Origin of the sequence: Aeromonas sp. 604282 (assembly GCF_049170575.1) — a bacterium.
Lineage (GTDB): Bacteria > Pseudomonadota > Gammaproteobacteria > Enterobacterales > Aeromonadaceae > Aeromonas > Aeromonas veronii_A.
Window position 1 is genome coordinate 137,447 of the sequence record NZ_JAAKMV010000002.1, and the last position, 18,846, is coordinate 156,292.

Genomic DNA, 18,846 nt, shown 5'->3' on the forward strand with positions numbered 1-18,846 from the left:
TATGCCGCTGAGGACACCTGCCATTGGCCAGAACCATGAGCTGCATCAACCATTTTCTGCAGATGGCCACGCCACCACCCATAGCCCAACCCAATGGTCAGGTCGAGACAGCCAGAGAGAAACTCGCTACAGTAGATTGGGGCGACAGGAGGTCGCTTGTTTAGGGTATCCAGCCATGAAACACCCGCTCTGCCTGCAGTACCGTCTGGGTTGCGCCCTCTTCGCGGCGATCCTGCCCATGGCGTCACTCGCGGCCAGTAACAACCTTGATGATCAGGAGGAGGACTGGGCGCAAAAACGGGCCAATGCGGTGATCTCGCTGATGACTTTCAGCGTGGTGCCGGACATCACGGCCAGCAACCTGGATATCGGCAGCAGTACTGGCCAATCTTCGGCGCTCAACATGGGACAACTGGGAGGCGGCGCAACCCTGAGCGAAGCCGTGCCCATCTATCTGGAGGGGGCGCTGGGCTACAGCCGCTACGACCCCCAGTTTGTGATAAGCAATGGTACCGAGAGTCGCACCATACCGACCAAGTGGAATAGCCTGACCGCTTCGGGCGGGATCGGCTGGGATGTCACCCTTCACAAAGATCCGCGTGGCGGCCACTGGGTGCTGCGCCCCATAGCCAACGTCTCGCTCGGTACCATGGCCAGCGACCTGCGGATCGGCAACTGGCTGCTTGATCGTACCAAGGGCTACTCGCTGGACTTTCTCGATGGGGGTCAGCTCAATATGTACGGGCTGGGTGGCTCGCTGATGCTCGATTACGAACTCTTTTCACCGGCCCAGGACATAGATGCCGAACTGCGCTACTCCTATCAGCACCTGCAGAGCTTTGGCGGCACCTCGACCAGCGTCCGTGGTCACGCCGAGGCGGAGAACCTTGGCCTCTATCTGCGCCGCCGCGCCCCGCTGTTCCACTGGACCCTGCTCGACAGGCCGGTGCGCTATGTACTGGAGGGGGCCCATACCGCATATCTGGGGGAGCAACGGGGGTTGCTTGGCTTTGACTCCCTCAACTCCATCGGCGCCGGTCTGGAGCTGGACAGCAGCAAGTACGACATCATAGTCACCCGTACCCGGCTGGTTGCCCGCTACATGTTCAGCCACAACACCTGCGGTTATTCCATCGGGCTGGCCATGAGCTTCTAACCCGGGCGGCCAGAGGAGCATCCACCGAGTTGCACCATGCAGCTATCACCGCCACCATAAAAAACGCCAGCCCTGCGGCTGGCGTTCTCATTCAGGTTAAAGCGACTTATTTCAGATCGAAACGGTCGTTGTTCATCACCTTGACCCAGGCCTTGACGAAGTCGCGGACGAACTTCTCCTTGCCATCTTGCTGGGCATAGACCTCGGCGTAGGCACGCAGCACCGAGTTGGAGCCAAACACCAGATCAACCCGGGTGGCAGTCCACTTCACCGCACCGCTCTGGCGATCCACGATCTGGTAACTGTTGCGGCCAGTCGGCTGCCAGCTATAAGCCATGTCGGTCAGGTTGACGAAGAAGTCGTTGCTAAGCACCCCGACCCGGTCGGTAAAGACGCCGTGGGCCGAGCCACCGTGGTTGGTGCCAAGCACCCGCATACCGCCGACCAGCACTGTCATCTCGCGGGCGGTGAGCCCCAGCAGCTGGGCACGGTCGAGCAGCATCTCCTCCGGCTGCACCTTGTAGTGCCCCTTCTGCCAATTGCGGAAACCATCGTGCACCGGCTCGAGGAAGGCGAACGACTCGGCATCGGTCTGGTCGGCGCTGGCATCGCCGCGGCCCGGCGCAAAGGGGACGACGATATCAACGCCGGCCAGCTTGGCCGCCTGCTCCACCGCTGCGCTACCACCCAGCACAATCAGGTCGGCGATGCTGACCGGCTTGCTCAGGGTGGCCTGCAGGGCGATCAGGGCGTTGAGCACCTTCTCGAGGCGAGCGGGCTCGTTGCCTTCCCACTCTTTCATCGGCGCGAGGCGGATGCGGGCACCGTTGGCCCCGCCGCGATAATCGGAGCCGCGGAAAGTGCGGGCACTGTCCCACGCGGTTGCAATCAGATCTGACGGCGCCACGCCGCAGGCCAGCAGTTTGGCCTTGAGCTCGCTCACCTCCTTATCGGAGAGCTGGTAATCCACCGCCGGAACCGGATCCTGCCATACCATGACTTCGCCCGGCACTTCCGGCCCCAGGTAGCGGCTGCGCGGCCCCATGTCGCGGTGAGTCAGCTTGAACCAGGCTCGGGCAAAGGCGTCGGAGAAGAGGTCTTGATCCGCAGCGAAGCGCTCGGAGATCTCCCGGTATACGGGGTCAAAGCGCAGCGCCATGTCCGCATCGGTCATGATGGGGTTGCAGCGGATGGAGGGGTCTTCCACGTCCACCGGACGATCTTCCTCCTTGATGGCGACGGGCTCCCACTGCCAGGCGCCGGCCGGGCTCTTCTTGAGCCACCAGTCGTGGCCCAACAGCATCTTGAAGTAACCGTTGTCCCAGCGAGTCGGGTTGCTGGTCCAGGCCCCTTCAAGGCCACTGGTCACAGTGTCACGGCCGATACCGCGGCTTTCGTGGTTGATCCAACCCAGTCCCTGCTCGTGCACATCGGCCCCTTCTGGTGCTGGCCCCAGTTTGGCTGCACTGCCGTTGCCGTGGGCCTTGCCGACGGTGTGGCCACCGGCAGTCAGGGCGACGGTCTCTTCGTCATTCATCCCCATGCGGGCAAAGGTGACGCGCATGTCGTGGGCGGTTTTCAGGGGATCGGGATTGCCATCCACCCCTTCCGGGTTGACGTAAATCAGCCCCATCATCACCGCAGCCAGCGGGTTCTCCAGATCCCGTTCGCCGCTGTAACGGCTCCCTTCGCTGCCGCTCGGTGCCAGCCACTCCTTCTCGGAACCCCAGTAGACATCTTTTTCCGGATGCCAGATGTCCTCGCGACCACCGGCAAAGCCAAAGGTCTTGAGCCCCATGGACTCATAGGCGACGTTGCCCGCCAGGATCATCAGGTCAGCCCAGGAGATCTTGTTGCCGTACTTCTGCTTGATCGGCCACAGCAGACGGCGTGCCTTGTCGAGGTTGCCGTTGTCAGGCCAACTGTTGAGGGGGGCGAAGCGCTGGTTGCCGGTGTTGGCACCGCCGCGCCCGTCGGTAGCGCGATAGCTGCCGGCGGAGTGCCAGGCCATGCGGATCATCAGGCCGCCATAGTGACCCCAGTCTGCCGGCCACCAGGGCTGGCTGTCGGTCATCAGGGCATGCAGATCGGCCTTGAGGGCATCGTAATCGAGGCTATTGAAGGCATCGGCATAATCGAAAGTCTCATCCATCGGATTGGTCTTGCTGTCATGCTGGTGCAGGATGTCGAGGTTGAGGGCATTGGGCCACCAGACTTGATGCTCCTGGCTGGCAGAGGTATTGGCACCGTGGGCAAAGGGGCACTGACCGGCCCCGCTAGCGTGTTTGTCCATCTATCAGATCCTCATTGTGGTCATAATGACGGCGAAACCCTTCGCTTCGCAGTAGAGACTAGCCTACCCCCCACCAGTCACTTAAAAAACCGAATAAAAAAGTTCAATTCAATCTGGTTTTGCGATTGAGCTATCTCGTCACCGGGTAACAAACAGAACAATGCAGGCGCGGGCAGAGTAGTCATGGCATAGATCACACAAGCTTGTTGAACCCACTGTTAACATGTGGCCATTGCACGCCAGCCGACAGCGTTGAAATGGACTTCACATCTGTTATTGCAGCTCTGCTGGGCCAGCTCTGGTATCTGCTACCCCTGCTGCTGATTGCCACCCTGAATTCCGCTACTTTCCTAGACATTCCCAGATCCTCAAACTGAGGTCATTTAGGATGGGTTATGCGCAAGCTGTGATAATCACCTTCAGGTCTACCACGCCTTGATGACCTTCATTGTCATCACGCACAACACAGAGTAGACAGACGGATACAGTCCAGATGGTGGTCAAAGCAATGCAAGAGCCATGGTATGCTCTTTAAAGTTCTCACTGGAATCCATCGATGCTTATACCTACCCTCTTGGCCACCATACTGGCCACACAACCCGAAGCCCTATATTTTGCCCATAAAGACTGGGAGATCGCCTGCGACAATACACGTACATGCCGAGCCGCAGGTTATAGTTCCGAGTCTGGAGGTATCTCGGTGCTGCTGACACGAGAAGGCGGCCCTAAAGGCGGACTCAGTGGCAATTTGGCAGTCTCGATCATGAATGATGATCAAGAGAGACCGATTACATCACCACTGACAATGCTTATTGACGGCAACATCGTCGGAACCGCCCGTTATGATCAGAAAAGTGACTACTACCAACTGCCAGCTACAGCATTAATACCACTGGTGAACGCCATCAAAGGCAGCAGTACCGTAGAGTTTACTGCTGAGCCTTCCCATCGCTGGTCACTCTCAGGCGCCGGCGCCACAGCAGTACTGCTCAAGATGGATGAATTTCAGGGGCGGATTGGTACAGAAACCGCCTTCGTCAAACCCGGTACCAACGCCGCGTCACTGGTTCCACCCTCCCAGCCCGTACCACTTATTCGTGTTCCCCAAGTCCCGGAGAACAGTGAGAGAGCACTGACCGGCGATGAATTCAACGCCATAGGTCAATGGCTCGATGCGCAAAAGAGGGACACCTACTGCTCGTGGCAAGATTACCCATCACTTGGCGTGGTCTATCGACTCAGTAAGGAACAACTGCTGATCGAGATGCCCTGCAATATGAGCTCGTACAATCAAACTTATGCCTATCTTCTGACCAACAACCAGCTTGCTCTCAAGCTTGCACGCTTAGTCACATCATCTGCCACCGGCTACATGCAAGGAGAGATCACATCTTCGATGAAGGCTCGCGGTCTGGGGGATTGTTGGGAAAGCGAAAGCTGGGGGTGGAATGGCGAGACATTTAAACTCACCGAGCGAAGTACTACCGGAATGTGTCGACTCATCACGCCGGGGGGAACGTGGAATATGCCTCTATGGCGAAGCGAAATCATCAAGGTTCAATAAAGTAAGAGCGCTCAAAGCGCCCTTACTTTATCAATGCATGACGACCCGCATCAGCAGTCAGCGAATGGTCGCCATCTGCCGCACGCAGCGCTGCTCCCTGTCATCCACTCGCTTGGCAAACCAGGCGGTGGTGAGGTTGCGGGTGATCTTGGGGCTTTTCAGCTGAATGCCCGGCAGGATGGCGCGGGGTAGCCGCTTGCCCGCTTTCTGGTCTGCCAGCGTAAACACGCGATGATAGAGGTCGCTCTGGCCAAATTCGGCGGTATCGCCAAGTTTGAGGCTCTGGTGGATAGCCTGCTGACTCATATTGATCCGGCTGGCGATGGTATAGACCGCGAGTTCCGTCTTGCCCGGCAGTTCGGAGTCATAGCGGATCAGATCGCCATCCAGAGCCAGCGTGGTACCGCTCAAACGGTTGACAGCGGACTGAAAGGCGGCATTGCGACTGGCATACCAGCCGGCGTTGAAGTCGGCGAAACGGTAGAGGGTATCGGGGTACTTCGCCTCATAGCCGAAGATATGTTTGGTACCAAACCAGATACCGCCGCGGCGGGTAAAGACTTCGTGGCGGATGGACTCCTTGACCGGATAGGGGTAACCGCGGGTATTGGCCTCGGCAAAGGCGATGCTCACCTGCATCGGGCCGCCGGTGTGCACCGGGTTCATGTTGCCAAACAGGGTCTTGCCCATCGGCAGCATGCTGATCATGTCCTCGAAAATTTCGCTCATCTCCCGCTCGGTGCGAAGCGCATCGATGCGCTCGGCATAGCTCTTGCCGGTCGGCGAATTGATGGAGAGCGCGGCCCGCACCATAAACTCGGGGATCAGCAGCTTGGCCGCCCGCGAGTTGATCTCCTTCCAGGCGATCTTGCCAAGGCCCGGCACCACGGGGTCGGCCTGATAGGTCGCCTCCTGTTCCGCTACCGCCAGCACGGTACAGACGTTGTGGTCATTGACTGTCACCCCCTGGGTAGTGAGTGCCGTCACCACATCGTTGGCCCACCCCTGCTTGTCAACTACATGGCGGGGCAAAAACCTCACGATGCGGCTCTTCATGTCCGCCGGCTTGCGCGGCTGCATGGCTGGCGGGGTCGCCTTTTGGGCGGGCACTGTCGCGCCCGTTGTGTCGCTCGGTGCAGGGGCAGAAGCGGGGTCGCTGGCACAGCCGGCCAGCAGCAAGGGGATCAGCAGCGCCAGCGTGCGCATGGCGGGGGAAACAGAAAAGAGAGAGAGCGTCATCGGATATCCGGTACTGAGGCTGGAGGCAAACCCGCCCGGCGGCGGGCGCACACATGATGGCTCATTGTAGAGAATTGATCCACAAGGCTAAAGTCCCATTGCCTCGCCCCTTCCTCGGACCAGACAGGGGTTGCCGCAACAGGAGCGCCCCCATATATGACCAGATAACAGGTATGACCCGACAACAGGTATGGGCTTTTATCGAGAGTTGTTTACATTTAGAATGCCGCCGCCAGGATGCTCACGGTATGGACCCTATGGATACGCTCGCCCATCTCTTTGCTTACGTGCAGCAGTGGCTGCTCACTCCGATCTGGCACTGCCTGACCGGACTGCTTGATTTCAACGGGCGGCTTGGGCTCCCCTTTCTGCTGATATCCGGCCTCATTGCCTACCTCCTCTATCGTGTGCGCCGGCACCAGCAAGGCCCGGCAGCAGGCAGTTTCGCCCGGTTTCTCGGCGGCCGGGCCATCTGGCTGCATCCCTCCGCCCTGCTCGATTACCAGTATTATCTGGTGCGCGCCCTGCTCCATGTGGCCCTGATCGTGCCGCTCCTGACTCTGCTTAACCCCTGGCTTTTGCAGGCAACGGATATTACCTCTGCGCTTACCCGTCTGTGGGGTGAGCGTCCCCGTCTGGCCGAGGCGAGCTGGCTGATGATGCTTTACGGTCTCGGGGTATTTCTGGTCAGCGATTTCGTCCACTACTGGCTGCACCGTGTCTTTCACAGCCGCTGGCTGTGGGAGTTTCACAAGGTGCACCACAGTGCCACCGTGCTGGTGCCGCCGACCGCCAGCCGTATTCATCTGGTGGAAAAGCTCTCTGAAATCCTGCTCAAGGGGTGCGCGCTCGCCCTCTACTCCGGTGCTTTCTACTGGCTGTGCGGCGGCTCCGTGCGCCCCTACACCCTGTTTGGGGTGGGCTATCTGGTGCTGATCTTCAACTCGCTGGCCGCCAATTTACGCCATAGCCATATCTGGCTATCGTTTGGCCCGCGGCTGGAGCATATCTTCAACAGCCCGGCCCAGCACCAGATCCACCACAGCCGGGATCCCCGCCACTTCAACCACAACTTCGGGATCAATCTGTCGCTGTGGGACTGGTGGTTCGGCACTCTTTACGTCACCAACCACCAGCCAGAGCCGCTTACCTTCGGGGTCGGCCCGAAAGACAATGTGCGCTACAGCCGCCTGGGCGCGCTGATCCTGCGCCCCTTTCTGGTCACGGCCCGCAAGCTGTGGCATGCCCTGCCCCGTCCACGCAGCCGCAAGCCACAGCCTGATTTAAGGTAGTTACGCTCTGCGCCCCATAAGTCCGCTCCTCGCAGCCCCCAACCCGTCGTCATAAAAAAGCCCCCGCCATTGCTGGCGGGGGGCTTGTCATCTATGCGATGCGAGCATGGCTCGCTTGCAGAGCGTTAGCGGTTGTTCACCCGCTCGTGCAGCTCCTGCACCGAGTTGACGCTGGCAGTGGCATCAACGCTGATGGCCATGCAGGTCGCGAATGCCTCGTTCATGGTGGTGGTATACGCCACCTTGTTCTGCAGGGCGGCGCGGCGCAGCTGCTTGGAGTCCTCGATGGCCACCCGCCCTTCGGCGGTGTTGACGATGTAGGTGTACTCGCCATTCTTGATGCGGTCGAGAATGTGCGGGCGCCCTTCGTGTACCTTGTTGACCAGACGCGGGTTGATGCTCGCCTCGCCCAGTGCGACAGCGGTGCCGTGGGTGGCATCGAGCTCGTAACCCAGCTCCAGCAGCTTGGCGGCCAAGTCGACCACCTGCGCCTTGTCGCTGTGACGCACTGACAAGAGGGCACGACCCTCTTTCGGTACGGCGTGGTTGGCACCCAGCTGCGCCTTGGCATAGGCCTCGGCAAAGCTGCTGCCCACACCCATTACCTCACCTGTGGAGCGCATCTCCGGCCCCAGCAGCGGGTCAACCCCCGGGAACTTGGCGAACGGCAGTACCACCTCTTTCACCGAGTAGTAGGGCGGGATGATCTCTTTGGTGAAGCCCTGTTCTTGCAGCGACTGACCGGCCATCACGCGGGCGGCAATCTTGGCCAGCGGAGCACCGGTCGCCTTGGAGACGAACGGCACGGTACGGGCGGCACGCGGGTTCACCTCGATAAGGTAGATGTCATCGCCCTTGACCGCGAACTGCACGTTCATCAGGCCGATAACGCCGAGCTCCAGCGCCAGCTTGCGCACCTGCTCGCGGATCTCGTCCTGAATTTTCTTGGACAAGGTATAGGGAGGCAGGGAGCAACCGGAGTCACCGGAGTGGATACCGGCCTGCTCGATGTGCTCCATGATGCCGCCGATGACCACATCGGTGCCGTCGCAGATGGCATCCACGTCCAGCTCGGTCGCATCGTCCAGGAAGCGGTCCAGCAGTACCGGCGATTCGTTGGAGACGCTTACCGCCTCGGCGAAGTAGCGACGCAGATCCTGCTCGTCATAGACGATTTCCATGGCGCGGCCACCCAATACGTAGGAGGGGCGAACCACCAGCGGGTAGGTAATGCGCTCGGCCAGCAACACGGCCTGCTCCAGCGCAGTGACGGTGCCGTTTTCCGGCTGCTTGAGACCGAGGCGCTCGACGGCAGACTGGAAGCGCTCACGGTCTTCGGCGCGGTCGATGGCATCCGGGCTGGTACCGATGATCGGCACACCGTTGGCTTCCAGTGCACGGGCCAGTTTCAGCGGGGTCTGGCCACCGTACTGAACGATGACGCCCTTGGGTTTTTCGATGCGCACGATTTCCAGCACATCTTCCAGGGTCACCGGCTCGAAGTAGAGACGATCGGAGGTGTCGTAATCGGTGGAGACGGTCTCCGGGTTGCAGTTGACCATGATGGTCTCGTAACCATCTTCGCGCAGGGCCAGCGCCGCGTGCACGCAGCAGTAGTCGAACTCGATACCCTGACCGATACGGTTCGGGCCACCGCCGATGATCATGATCTTGTCGCGGTTGCTCGGGGCCGCTTCGCACTCCTCGTCATAGCTGGAGTACATGTAGGCAGTGTTGGTGGCGAACTCGGCCGCGCAGGTATCGACCCGCTTGTAGACCGGGAAGATGTTGTGGCGGGCGCGCAGTTTGCGCACTTCCCCTTCGGCCACGCCGAGGATCTTGGCCAGACGGGCATCGGCAAAGCCCTTGCGCTTCAGGGCACGCAGGAAGTCGGCATCGAGACCGGCCATGCCGCGCTCTTTCACCTCTTCTTCCAGTTTCACCAGGTCTTCAATCTGTACCAGGAACCAGGGGTCAATCTTGGTCAGCTTGAAGATGCCGTCCATGGAGAGACCGGCGCGGAACGCATCGGCAATATAGAAGATACGGTCGCTACCGGCGTCCTGCAGCTCGTGACGGATGCGGGTCAGGGAGTCCGGGGCATTGAGGTCAACCATGGGGTCGAAGCCGGTTTTGCCGGTTTCGAGGCTGCGCAGCGCCTTGTGCAGGGACTCCTGGAAGTTGCGGCCGATGGCCATCACTTCGCCGACCGACTTCATCTGGGTGGTCAGACGGTCGTTGGCACCGGCGAATTTTTCGAAGTTGAAGCGCGGCACCTTGGTGACCACGTAGTCGATGGCCGGCTCGAAGGAGGCCGGAGTGCGACCACCGGTGATGTCGTTCATCAGCTCGTCGAGGGTGTAACCGATGGCGAGCTTGGCAGCGATCTTGGCGATGGGGAAACCGGTCGCCTTGGACGCCAGCGCAGAGGAGCGCGACACCCGCGGGTTCATCTCGATGATGACCATGCGGCCATCTTTCGGGTTGATACCGAACTGGACGTTGGAGCCGCCGGTCTCGACACCGATTTCGCGCAGCACCGCCATGGAGGCGTTGCGCATCAGCTGGTACTCCTTGTCGGTCAGCGTCTGGGCTGGCGCGACCGTGATGGAGTCACCGGTGTGGATACCCATGGGGTCGAAGTTTTCGATGGCGCAGACGATGATGCAGTTGTCGTTGCGATCCCGCACCACTTCCATCTCGTACTCTTTCCAGCCGATCAGCGACTCGTCGATGAGCAGCTCTTTGGTCGGCGACAAGTCCAGACCGCGCTCGCAGATCTCGACGAACTCTTCGGTGTTGTAGGCGATGCCGCCACCGGAGCCACCCATGGTGAAGGAGGGACGAATGATGCAGGGGAAGCCGACCATCTGCTGCACGCCCCACGCCTCTTCCATGTTGTGGGCAATGCCGGCGCGCGGGCACTCCAGGCCGATGCTGCGCATTGCCTTGTCAAAGCGGGAGCGATCTTCGGCCTTGTCGATGGCGTCGGCAGTGGCGCCGATCATCTCGACACCGAACTCGGCCAGCACGCCGTGCTTCTCCAATGCCAGTGCGCAGTTGAGCGCAGTCTGGCCACCCATGGTGGGCAGGATGGCGTCCGGGCGCTCTTTCTTGATGATTTCGCGCACCACTTCCCAAGTGATGGGTTCGATATAGGTGGCGTCCGCCATCTCCGGGTCGGTCATGATGGTGGCCGGGTTGGAGTTGACCAGAATGACGCGGTAACCCTCCTCGCGCAGGGCTTTGCACGCCTGGGCGCCGGAGTAGTCAAATTCGCAGGCCTGGCCGATGACGATGGGGCCGGCGCCGAGGATCAGGATGCTCTGAAGGTCGTTACGTTTTGGCATGAAACTCTTTCCTCTTTTCCTTAGGCGCGATACTGCTTAATCAATTCAATAAAGTGGTCAAAGAGACCGGCACAATCGTGCGGGCCCGGGCTCGCTTCGGGGTGACCCTGGAAGCTGAAGGCCGGACGGTCGATACGATGGATGCCTTGCAGCGACCCGTCGAACAGGGAGACGTGGGTGGCGCGCAGGCAATCCGGCAGGCTGTTCTCGTCTACCGCAAAGCCGTGGTTCTGAGCGGTGATCATGACGGTGTTGTCATCGAGGCTCTTCACCGGATGGTTGGCGCCGTGGTGGCCAAACTTCATCTTGACGGTCTTGGCACCGGAGGCCAGACCCAGCAGCTGGTGACCCAGACAGATGCCGAATACCGGCGTGTTGGTATTAAGGAAAGCCTTGATGGCCTCGATGGCGTAGTCGCACGGCTCGGGGTCGCCGGGGCCGTTGGAGAGGAAGATGCCATCCGGGTTCATCGCCAGTACCTCGGCGGCCGGGGTCTTGGCCGGTACCACGGTCAGGCGGCAGCCGCGGTCAACCAGCATCCGCAGGATGTTGCGCTTGACGCCAAAGTCATAGGCCACAACGTGGTATTTCAGCTGGTCGGCATCCGGGGTGACATGCCCCTTGCCAAGCTGCCAGCTCCCTTCGGTCCAGTTGTACGCTTCACCAACCGTCACCTCTTTGGCCAGATCCATCCCCTTCAGACCGGGGAAGGCGCGGGCCTGTTCGAGAGCATAGGCTTCATCGACCTGTTTCCCGGCCAGAATGCAGCCAGCCTGAGCGCCTTTCTCGCGCAAGATGCGGGTCAGTTTACGGGTGTCGATGTCGGCGATGCCAACGATGTTGTGAGACTTGAGGTATTCGGAGAGGGATTGCTGATTGCGGAAATTGGAGGCAAGTATCGGAAGGTCCCGGATGATCAATCCCTGAGCATGGATCTGACTGGACTCTTCATCTTCGCTGTTGGTGCCGGTGTTGCCTATATGGGGGTAAGTGAGGGTGACTATCTGACGTGAATAAGAGGGATCGGTGAGGATTTCCTGATAGCCCGTCATCGACGTATTGAAAACCACTTCACCAACGGAACATCCCTCGGCGCCTATCGACACGCCTTTGAACACAGTTCCATCTTCCAGCACTAGCAATGCAGTGTGATTCAAGACAACCTCCAGTTATTTAGCTTTAAATTCAGCAATTTACCTGGGTGTTGCGGGCTCGGTTCCGGTCTTGGACAGGACTCGAACCCGGCAGATTTCTGGCAAATTGGGCGCATTCTACTTAAAAAAAGTGGCATTTCAACGTCTTTTCTCAGATGAAATGCATCTAAATTCAATAAAAAAGCAACATTACCCATTATCTATGCACTCAACTGCTTTGCAACCCCCTCCAGCGAAAGAAAAGGAAAAACCACCAACAAAAGATGCCGCCAAGCCAGCAATAGCAACAAAAATGAACAAAAAAACCAATTAAAACAATGTTGTTTATTTTTACATAAAAAACATTAATGACAGATTTGACGCTTTTATGATGACAAGAGTGAACATAAAAAATGGAAAACGTTTTTCCGTGTTTGAATTTTTAGTCTCTTCTTGGTCGTGTAAAAAAATGGCTTAATCCGCCATAAAGATGCTCAAATCTGTTACCTGGTGATGACATTCAGGAAGGGAAAATATGGTGGATAAAGCAATAGTGTGATTTATAAGGCATTCAGATAAAAATTGAAGGCAGCGAGCCTTTTTACACAAACTCTGGCTGACTGACAGAAAAAACCCCGGCAAGCCGGGGTTTTTGCTGTCAGCTGTAGTACGAAAGTGCAGCACAGAGACATCACTTGAGATTGAGCACGTCCTGCATGTCATAAAGACCGGCACCCTGCTGACCAAGCCACTTGCCCGCGCGCACAGCACCGTTGGCGAAGGTCAGGCGGCTGGAGGCCTTGTGGCTGATCTCCACCCGCTCGCCGATATCGGCAAACATGACGGTATGCTCCCCCACCAGATCGCCGGCACGAATAGTGGCAAAGCCGATAGTGTTGCGATCCCGCTCGCCAGTGATCCCCTCGCGGCCATAGACGGCGCACTCCTTGAGATCCCGGCCCAGGGTTTTGGCGACCACCTCCCCCATGGAGAGCGCAGTACCGGATGGCGCATCCACCTTGTGGCGATGGTGGCCCTCGATGATCTCGATGTCGGTGTAATCCCCCATCACCTTGGCGGCCTGCTCCAACAGCTTGAAGACCAGGTTGACCCCGACCGAGTAGTTGGAGGCGAACACGATACCGATCTGCTTGCCTGCCTCTTTCAGGGCGGCCTTGCCTGCATCGTCAAAACCGGTGGTGCCGATCACCATCTGCTTGTGGTGGGCCAGCGCAAAGGCCAGATTGGCCAGCGTCACCTCGGGGCGGGTAAAGTCGATGATGAGGTCAAACTCATCGCGCACCTTGTCCAGACTGTCGCTGATGGCCACGCCCAGATGGCCCAGCCCATTGAGCTCACCGGCATCAAGACCGATCACCGCCGAGCCCGGCCGCTCCAGCGCAGCCCCGACCACCACGCCATCGGTGTTGGTGATGGCCTCCAGCAGCACCTTGCCCATACGACCATTACAGCCCATCACGGCCACACGGATCGGATTGTCCATCTCCACCCTCTCATCTCTTTTAATTATGGAAAGAGACCGTTTTACCAGCCCGCGCCCGCTTTGAAAAGCTCACTCTGCGCCACCACACCACCTCGACATATAAACGGAAATATTGGATAAATCAGAATATTTGACGGATTTAATCACACAGACAAAATCACCAAACAAAAACACCTATCCATCTGGACGTCTATCTTGACCTTAAGGGATTGACTCACTACTGTGGGCCCCCCAATGCGGCAGGATGCCCGCCCTGTTTTCCCCCTATCCCTATCCGATACAGGTACAAAGCAGTTTATGACAGGAGGTCATTGTTCAATTTCAGAGGAACACATGATCCAGATCCAACCCAGTGCCAGGGCCTTGTTGCCACTTCTGGTTTTTCTCGCACTCTTTATCGGTACCGGTACCTGGCTGACCCTGCAGGGGGTCGAATTCGCCTTCTATCAGCTGCCCGCTCCGGTTGCTGCCCTGCCTGCGGTGATGCTCGCCCTGCTGCTTGGCAAAGAGAGCTTCAACAGCAATCTGGAGACCTTCTTCAAGGGGGTCGGCCACAGCAATATCATGGCGATGTGCCTTATCTATCTGCTGGCGGGCGCCTTTGCCAGCGTGGCCAAGGCCACCGGCGGCGTTGATGCCACCGTGGCGCTGGGTCTCTCCCTCATTCCCGGCTGGGCGCTGTTGCCCGGACTGTTCCTCATCTCTGCCTTTATTGCTACCGCCATGGGCACCTCCATGGGCACCATAGGTGCCGTGGCGCCGGTGGCCCTCGGCGTGGCGCAGGCTGCCGGTATCGATCCGGTGCTGATGGCAGGTACCATTCTCTCCGGCGCCATGTTTGGCGATAACCTCTCCATCATCTCCGACACCACCATTGCGGCCACCCGCAGCCAGGGGTGCGAGATGAAGGACAAGTTCCGCGAGAACTTCAAGATTGCCGCCCCTGCCGCCATCGCGGTGATCCTGCTCTATCTGACCCTGGGCTCAGTGGGTGAATCCCCGGCCAACGGCAGCGCCATCGAGCTGTTCAAGGTGATGCCTTATCTGCTGATCCTGGGGCTGGCGCTCGCCGGAGTGAATGTGTTTGTGGTGCTGGGGATCGGTATTCTGGCCGCCGGAGTGGTGGGCATGATCAACGGCTACGCCATCGGTCAGTTCAGCAAGGATATCTATCAGGGCTTTACCGGCATGCAGGAGATCTTCCTGCTCTCCATGCTGATCGGCGGCCTCGGCGCCCTGATGGAGCGTCAGGGTGGACTGGCATGGATCAGCGAGCGCATCAGCGCCCTGATTGCCCGTTTCACTCGCGAGCACAATGGTGAACAGAACGAGAAAGCCGCCGAGCTCGGCATCGCCGGGGTGGTGAGCCTCACCAACCTCTGCACCGCTAACAACACGGTGGCTATTATCGTCGCCAGCAAGGTGGCCCGGGATCTGGCAGAACACCACGGTGTCACCCCGCGCCGCGCCGCCTCCATGCTCGATATTTTCTCCTGCGTGGTACAGGGTCTGATCCCCTGGGGCGCACAGGCGCTGCTGCTGGGATCCATCTTCGCCCTGTCGCCGTTGGCGGTAGTAAGCATGAGTTTCTACCCGATGGCGCTCGCGGTAGCGGCACTCATTGCAGTGTTTGTGAAGCACCAGATGCGCGGCAAGGCTGACAAGTAACTGACCAGAGTCTGGCGCGCCGACATGCTGTCAACAGGGGCCACACCCTGGCCCTTGTTGACTCACTAACGGATCAGCCAGCATTTATCCCACCGTTCCGGGCATCAGCCGTCCGGGGCGGGAGTTCCCCTGTCCCCCTTAACGTCAAGAGTGAATGTGCTAAGGTAGAGCGCGTTCAAGCCATCGATGCGCAGCTATACCAGAGGTTCCCCATGCATGAGTCCCAACCCGAACGTCAATCCCTGCGCCAACTGGTTCGTCAACGCCGCAAAAATCTGAGTCCGGCCGAGCAGCAATTGGCGGCCCAACAGCTGCTGGCCCAGTTCAAGCAACACCCCGAGATCCTCGCCGCCAAACGCATTGCCCTCTATCTGGCCAATGATGGGGAGATCAATCCCTTGCCCACCATCCATTGGCTGTGGGCCCAGCACAAAGAGGTCTACCTGCCGGTGCTCCACCCCTTTACTCCGGGTCACCTGCTCTTTTTGCGCTATACCGCTACCAGTCCCATGGTGCGCAACCGCTACGGCATCGAAGAGCCGGAGCTGGATATCCTGCAGGTGGTGCCCCACAGCACGCTCGATCTTATCTGCACCCCGCTGGTCGCCTTCGATGCCCAGGGTAATCGCCTTGGCATGGGGGGCGGCTACTACGATCGCACTCTCGCCATCTGGCATGAGCACAAACTGGGCCCCAAGCCACTCGGCATTGCCCACGACTGCCAGCAGGTGGATGCGGTCCCGCAAGAGGAGTGGGATGTGCCGCTGCCCCAGATCATCACCCCGAGCCACTGCTGGCGCTTTGAATAGGCTGTTTTTGGCAGGCAGCCCCTGCTTTGTGCGCGCAAACGCAGAATAAACAGGCAAACGATTTACAAAGTCCCTCTTTTTGCCCCGGAACGTGAGCAACAAGGTCGCGACGGGGTACCGGGTTGGATATAATGCGCCCGCTTTTTTCTTAAGGAACGATCATGACTCAAGATGAAATGAAGAAGGCGGCCGGTTGGGCTGCGCTCAAGTATGTGGTTCCCGGCACCATCGTCGGGGTGGGCACCGGCTCTACCGTCAACCACTTTATCGACGCGCTGGCGACCATGAAGGACGAGATCAAGGGGGCGGTATCCAGCTCCGTGGCCTCTACCGAGCGCCTCAAGGGCTTCGGCATCACCGTATATGATCTCAACGAGATCGACGCCCTCTCCGTCTATGTGGATGGCGCCGACGAGATCAACGCAACCCGCGACATGATCAAGGGCGGTGGCGCAGCCCTGACCCGCGAGAAGATCGTTGCCGCCGTCGCTGACAAGTTCATCTGCATCATCGACAACACCAAGACCGTCGACGTGCTGGGCCAGTTCCCGCTGCCGGTGGAAGTGATCCCGATGGCCCGCGAATACGTGGCCCGCGAAATCCGCAAACTGGGTGGCAACCCGGTCTGGCGTGAAGGTGTGGTCACCGACAACGGCAACCACATTCTGGATGTAAAAGGGATGGCCATTACCGACGCCAAGGCGCTGGAAGTACGACTGAACGCCATTGTTGGTGTGGTCACCAACGGCCTGTTCGCCGCCCGCGGCGCCGACGTGGTCCTGATCGGTACGCCGGACGGCGTGATTACCCAGTAATCCCGACACCGGTAGCACAGTGCAGCGGCATCCTCCCTCCCTCGCCAGCGCCACTCTGCAACCTCTGACGCAGCAGCGACGTTGATTGAGCCCCGGGATAGGATATGACCCAAACATTGCACTGTGAATAAATGACGGCGCCTGATGGCGCCGTTTTTATTTATCCCTCAACAAGTTGCATACGGATGTTTACAACATTCGTTGATAACTTCAAAGAATTTGACTTTCGTCACAAATATTCCCTCTCCCAAACGTTTTTGCTACTTTACGGTTTTCTTCGCACACCAAATCTGCACTTACGTTTGCACATACAGAGGGATCGTCATGACTGCCAAGTTTTCGTTGGACAAGGATAAAATCAAGGTTCTGCTGCTGGAGGGGGTTCACCCCAACACCGTAGAGACCTTTCGTGCCGCAGGTTACACCAGTGTGGAGTATCTCAAGACCTCGCTCTCCGAAGAGGAGCTGATCGAGCAGATCCGCGACGTCCATTTCATCGGGCTGCGCTCCCGCACCCAGATCACCGAGAAAGTCCTCGACGCCGCCAACAAGCTGGTCGCCATCGGCTGCTTCTGCATCGGTACCAACCAGGTCGAGCTGGAAGCGGCCCAGATCCGCGGTATTCCGGTCTTCAACGCCCCCTTCTCCAACACCCGCTCGGTCGCCGAGCTGGTACTGGGCGAGATCCTGCTGCTGCTGCGCGGCATCCCCGAGAAAAACGCCAAGTGCCATCGCGGCGTGTGGGAAAAACTGGCCAACCGCTCGGTGGAAGCGCGCGGCAAGAAGCTCGGCATCATCGGTTACGGCCACATCGGTACCCAGCTTGGCATCATCGCCGAGAGCATCGGCATGAAGGTTTATTACTACGATATCGAGAACAAGCTCTCGCTGGGTAACGCCATTCAGGTGCCAAGCATGGTCGAGCTGCTCAATATGTCTGACGTCATCAGCCTGCATGTGCCGGAGACCGCCTCCACCAAGAACATGATCGGTGCCGAGCAGCTGCGGATGATGAAACCGGGCGCCATCTTCATCAACGCCGCCCGCGGTACCGTGGTGGATATCGATGCGCTGGCTGACGTCATCAAGAGCGGGCATATCGCCGGCGCTGCCATCGACGTCTTCCCGGTCGAGCCCAAGTCCAATGACGAAGAGTTCCAAAGCCCGCTGCGTGGGCTTGAAAACGTCATCCTGACCCCGCACATCGGTGGCACCACCCATGAAGCGCAGGAGAACATCGGGCTGGAAGTGGCCAACAAGCTGGTCAAATACTCCGACAACGGCTCCACCCTCTCCGCCGTCAACTTCCCGGAAGTGTCGCTGCCGGGCCACAAGGGCTCCAGCCGCCTGCTGCACATTCACCGCAACCAGCCGGGTGTGATGAACCAGATCAACCAGATCTTCGCCGAAGAGGGGATCAACATCGCCGGTCAATACCTGCAGACCAGCAGCCATATCGGTTACGTGGTGATCGACGTGGAGACCGAGCACAGCGAGAAGGCGCTCGCCAAGCTCAAGGAGATCAACGGCACCATCCGCGCCCGCATCCTCCACTGATAGACCCTTATCTGCGCAGCTAAAAGCCCGTCGTGATGACGGGCTTTTTTATGAAGCAGAACCTCAAAACAGCATGGTGGCTTACCACCACCCCAACAGATTGCGGCCTACCAGCGCGCCCCATACCAGAGCGTTCAGGGCCAGCGCAATAAAGACGGCGGCGGAGCCCAGATCCTTGGCACGACCGGAGAGCTCGTGATGCTCGGAGCCAACCCTGTCTACCACAGCTTCAATGGCGGAGTTGAGGATCTCGACGATCACCACCAGCCAGCTGATGACGATAAGCAGCAGGATCTGGTTGAGAGAATCCCCCAGCCAGAAGGCCAGCGGCATCAGCAGCAGGATCAGCATCAGCTCCTGCCGAAACGCCGCCTCGTTAATCCAGGCTGACTTGAGCCCCTTCATGCTGTAACCGGTTGCGTTGATGATGCGGGTGACCCCGGTTGCCCCTGGCTTTGCCACGCTA

General features: G+C 59.0%; 14 protein-coding genes. 8 read left to right on the plus strand and 6 right to left on the minus strand.

Translation table 11 applies throughout. From position 1 onward, the window contains the following. The first annotated feature begins 238 nt into the window (after window positions 1–238). Complete coding sequence (locus G5367_RS03725) at window positions 239–1,156, plus strand: autotransporter domain-containing protein (protein ID WP_421171955.1); 918 nt, start codon at window positions 239–241, stop codon at window positions 1,154–1,156. Window positions 1,157–1,262: 106 nt separating this feature from the next. On the opposite strand, the gene katG is transcribed toward G5367_RS03725, so the two are convergent. Next, a complete protein-coding gene (gene katG, locus G5367_RS03730) occupies window positions 1,263–3,449 on the minus strand; it encodes a catalase/peroxidase HPI (RefSeq protein ID WP_216978449.1) in 2,187 nt (728 codons plus the stop codon). A gap of 556 nt (window positions 3,450–4,005) precedes the next feature. Here katG and G5367_RS03735 point away from each other — a divergent pair. Then, window positions 4,006–5,013, plus strand: coding sequence for a DUF1176 domain-containing protein (locus G5367_RS03735; RefSeq protein WP_421243878.1), 1,008 nt, complete (start codon window positions 4,006–4,008; stop codon window positions 5,011–5,013). Between the two features lie 57 nt (window positions 5,014–5,070). Here G5367_RS03735 and G5367_RS03740 read toward each other — a convergent pair whose 3' ends face one another. Further along, window positions 5,071–6,252, minus strand: coding sequence for a DUF1615 domain-containing protein (locus G5367_RS03740; protein ID WP_421243879.1), 1,182 nt, complete (start codon window positions 6,250–6,252; stop codon window positions 5,071–5,073). A gap of 257 nt (window positions 6,253–6,509) precedes the next feature. Here G5367_RS03740 and G5367_RS03745 point away from each other — a divergent pair, with 257 nt between their 5' ends. Continuing rightward, window positions 6,510–7,544 carry a sterol desaturase family protein gene (locus G5367_RS03745; protein ID WP_421243925.1) on the plus strand — a complete coding sequence of 345 codons (1,035 nt, stop codon included), beginning with the start codon at window positions 6,510–6,512 and terminating at the stop codon, window positions 7,542–7,544. Between the two features lie 125 nt (window positions 7,545–7,669). On the opposite strand, the gene carB is transcribed toward G5367_RS03745, so the two are convergent. Further along, window positions 7,670–10,894 carry a carbamoyl-phosphate synthase large subunit gene (carB, locus tag G5367_RS03750; RefSeq protein WP_421243880.1) on the minus strand — a complete coding sequence of 1,075 codons (3,225 nt, stop codon included), beginning with the start codon at window positions 10,892–10,894 and terminating at the stop codon, window positions 7,670–7,672. 20 nt (window positions 10,895–10,914) lie between these two features. After that, the gene (gene carA, locus G5367_RS03755; RefSeq protein ID WP_421243881.1) at window positions 10,915–12,051 is read right to left on the minus strand and encodes a glutamine-hydrolyzing carbamoyl-phosphate synthase small subunit; all 1,137 of its coding nucleotides are present in this window, start codon (window positions 12,049–12,051) and stop codon (window positions 10,915–10,917) included. 67 nt (window positions 12,052–12,118) lie between these two features. Between carA and G5367_RS03760 the strand changes: the two genes are divergently transcribed. Then, window positions 12,119–12,361, plus strand: coding sequence for a hypothetical protein (locus tag G5367_RS03760; protein ID WP_421243882.1), 243 nt, complete (start codon window positions 12,119–12,121; stop codon window positions 12,359–12,361). Between the two features lie 357 nt (window positions 12,362–12,718). Here the strand turns inward: G5367_RS03760 and dapB are convergent, their stop codons facing one another. Next, entirely contained in the window at window positions 12,719–13,531 is an 813-nt protein-coding gene (gene dapB / locus G5367_RS03765) for a 4-hydroxy-tetrahydrodipicolinate reductase (protein ID WP_005347132.1), read from the minus strand. Window positions 13,532–13,864: 333 nt separating this feature from the next. Here dapB and G5367_RS03770 point away from each other — a divergent pair, with 333 nt between their 5' ends. The 4 genes from G5367_RS03770 to serA all read left to right on the plus strand — a co-directional run bounded on the left by G5367_RS03770 (window position 13,865) and on the right by serA (window position 18,380). Further along, the gene (locus G5367_RS03770; protein WP_005337634.1) at window positions 13,865–15,199 is read left to right on the plus strand and encodes a Na+/H+ antiporter NhaC family protein; all 1,335 of its coding nucleotides are present in this window, start codon (window positions 13,865–13,867) and stop codon (window positions 15,197–15,199) included. Between the two features lie 212 nt (window positions 15,200–15,411). Beyond that, window positions 15,412–16,008 carry a 5-formyltetrahydrofolate cyclo-ligase gene (locus tag G5367_RS03775; RefSeq protein ID WP_058059524.1) on the plus strand — a complete coding sequence of 199 codons (597 nt, stop codon included), beginning with the start codon at window positions 15,412–15,414 and terminating at the stop codon, window positions 16,006–16,008. A 161-nt stretch (window positions 16,009–16,169) separates the two neighbouring features. After that, entirely contained in the window at window positions 16,170–16,823 is a 654-nt protein-coding gene (gene rpiA / locus G5367_RS03780) for a ribose-5-phosphate isomerase RpiA (RefSeq protein ID WP_005353106.1), read from the plus strand. 324 nt (window positions 16,824–17,147) lie between these two features. Continuing rightward, window positions 17,148–18,380, plus strand: a complete 1,233-nt coding sequence (serA, locus tag G5367_RS03785; protein WP_005337639.1) for a phosphoglycerate dehydrogenase — start codon at window positions 17,148–17,150, stop codon at window positions 18,378–18,380. A gap of 81 nt (window positions 18,381–18,461) precedes the next feature. Here serA and G5367_RS03790 read toward each other — a convergent pair whose 3' ends face one another. Beyond that, window positions 18,462–18,842, minus strand: coding sequence for a diacylglycerol kinase (locus G5367_RS03790; protein WP_005337641.1), 381 nt, complete (start codon window positions 18,840–18,842; stop codon window positions 18,462–18,464). Window positions 18,843–18,846 lie beyond the last annotated feature (4 nt).

Excerpts from the sequence above, each read along its gene's own strand:
- G5367_RS03725 (WP_421171955.1), top strand. The coding sequence starts at position 239 with ATGGCGTCACTCGCGGCCAGTAACAACCTTGATGATCAGGAGGAGGAC.
- katG (WP_216978449.1), bottom strand. The coding sequence starts at position 3,449 with ATGGACAAACACGCTAGCGGGGCCGGTCAGTGCCCCTTTGCCCACGGT.
- G5367_RS03735 (WP_421243878.1), top strand. The coding sequence starts at position 4,006 with ATGCTTATACCTACCCTCTTGGCCACCATACTGGCCACACAACCCGAA.
- G5367_RS03740 (WP_421243879.1), bottom strand. The coding sequence starts at position 6,252 with ATGACGCTCTCTCTCTTTTCTGTTTCCCCCGCCATGCGCACGCTGGCG.
- G5367_RS03745 (WP_421243925.1), top strand. The coding sequence starts at position 6,510 with ATGGATACGCTCGCCCATCTCTTTGCTTACGTGCAGCAGTGGCTGCTC.
- carB (WP_421243880.1), bottom strand. The coding sequence starts at position 10,894 with ATGCCAAAACGTAACGACCTTCAGAGCATCCTGATCCTCGGCGCCGGC.
- dapB (WP_005347132.1), bottom strand. The coding sequence starts at position 13,531 with ATGGACAATCCGATCCGTGTGGCCGTGATGGGCTGTAATGGTCGTATG.
- G5367_RS03770 (WP_005337634.1), top strand. The coding sequence starts at position 13,865 with ATGATCCAGATCCAACCCAGTGCCAGGGCCTTGTTGCCACTTCTGGTT.
- G5367_RS03775 (WP_058059524.1), top strand. The coding sequence starts at position 15,412 with ATGCATGAGTCCCAACCCGAACGTCAATCCCTGCGCCAACTGGTTCGT.
- rpiA (WP_005353106.1), top strand. The coding sequence starts at position 16,170 with ATGACTCAAGATGAAATGAAGAAGGCGGCCGGTTGGGCTGCGCTCAAG.
- serA (WP_005337639.1), top strand. The coding sequence starts at position 17,148 with ATGACTGCCAAGTTTTCGTTGGACAAGGATAAAATCAAGGTTCTGCTG.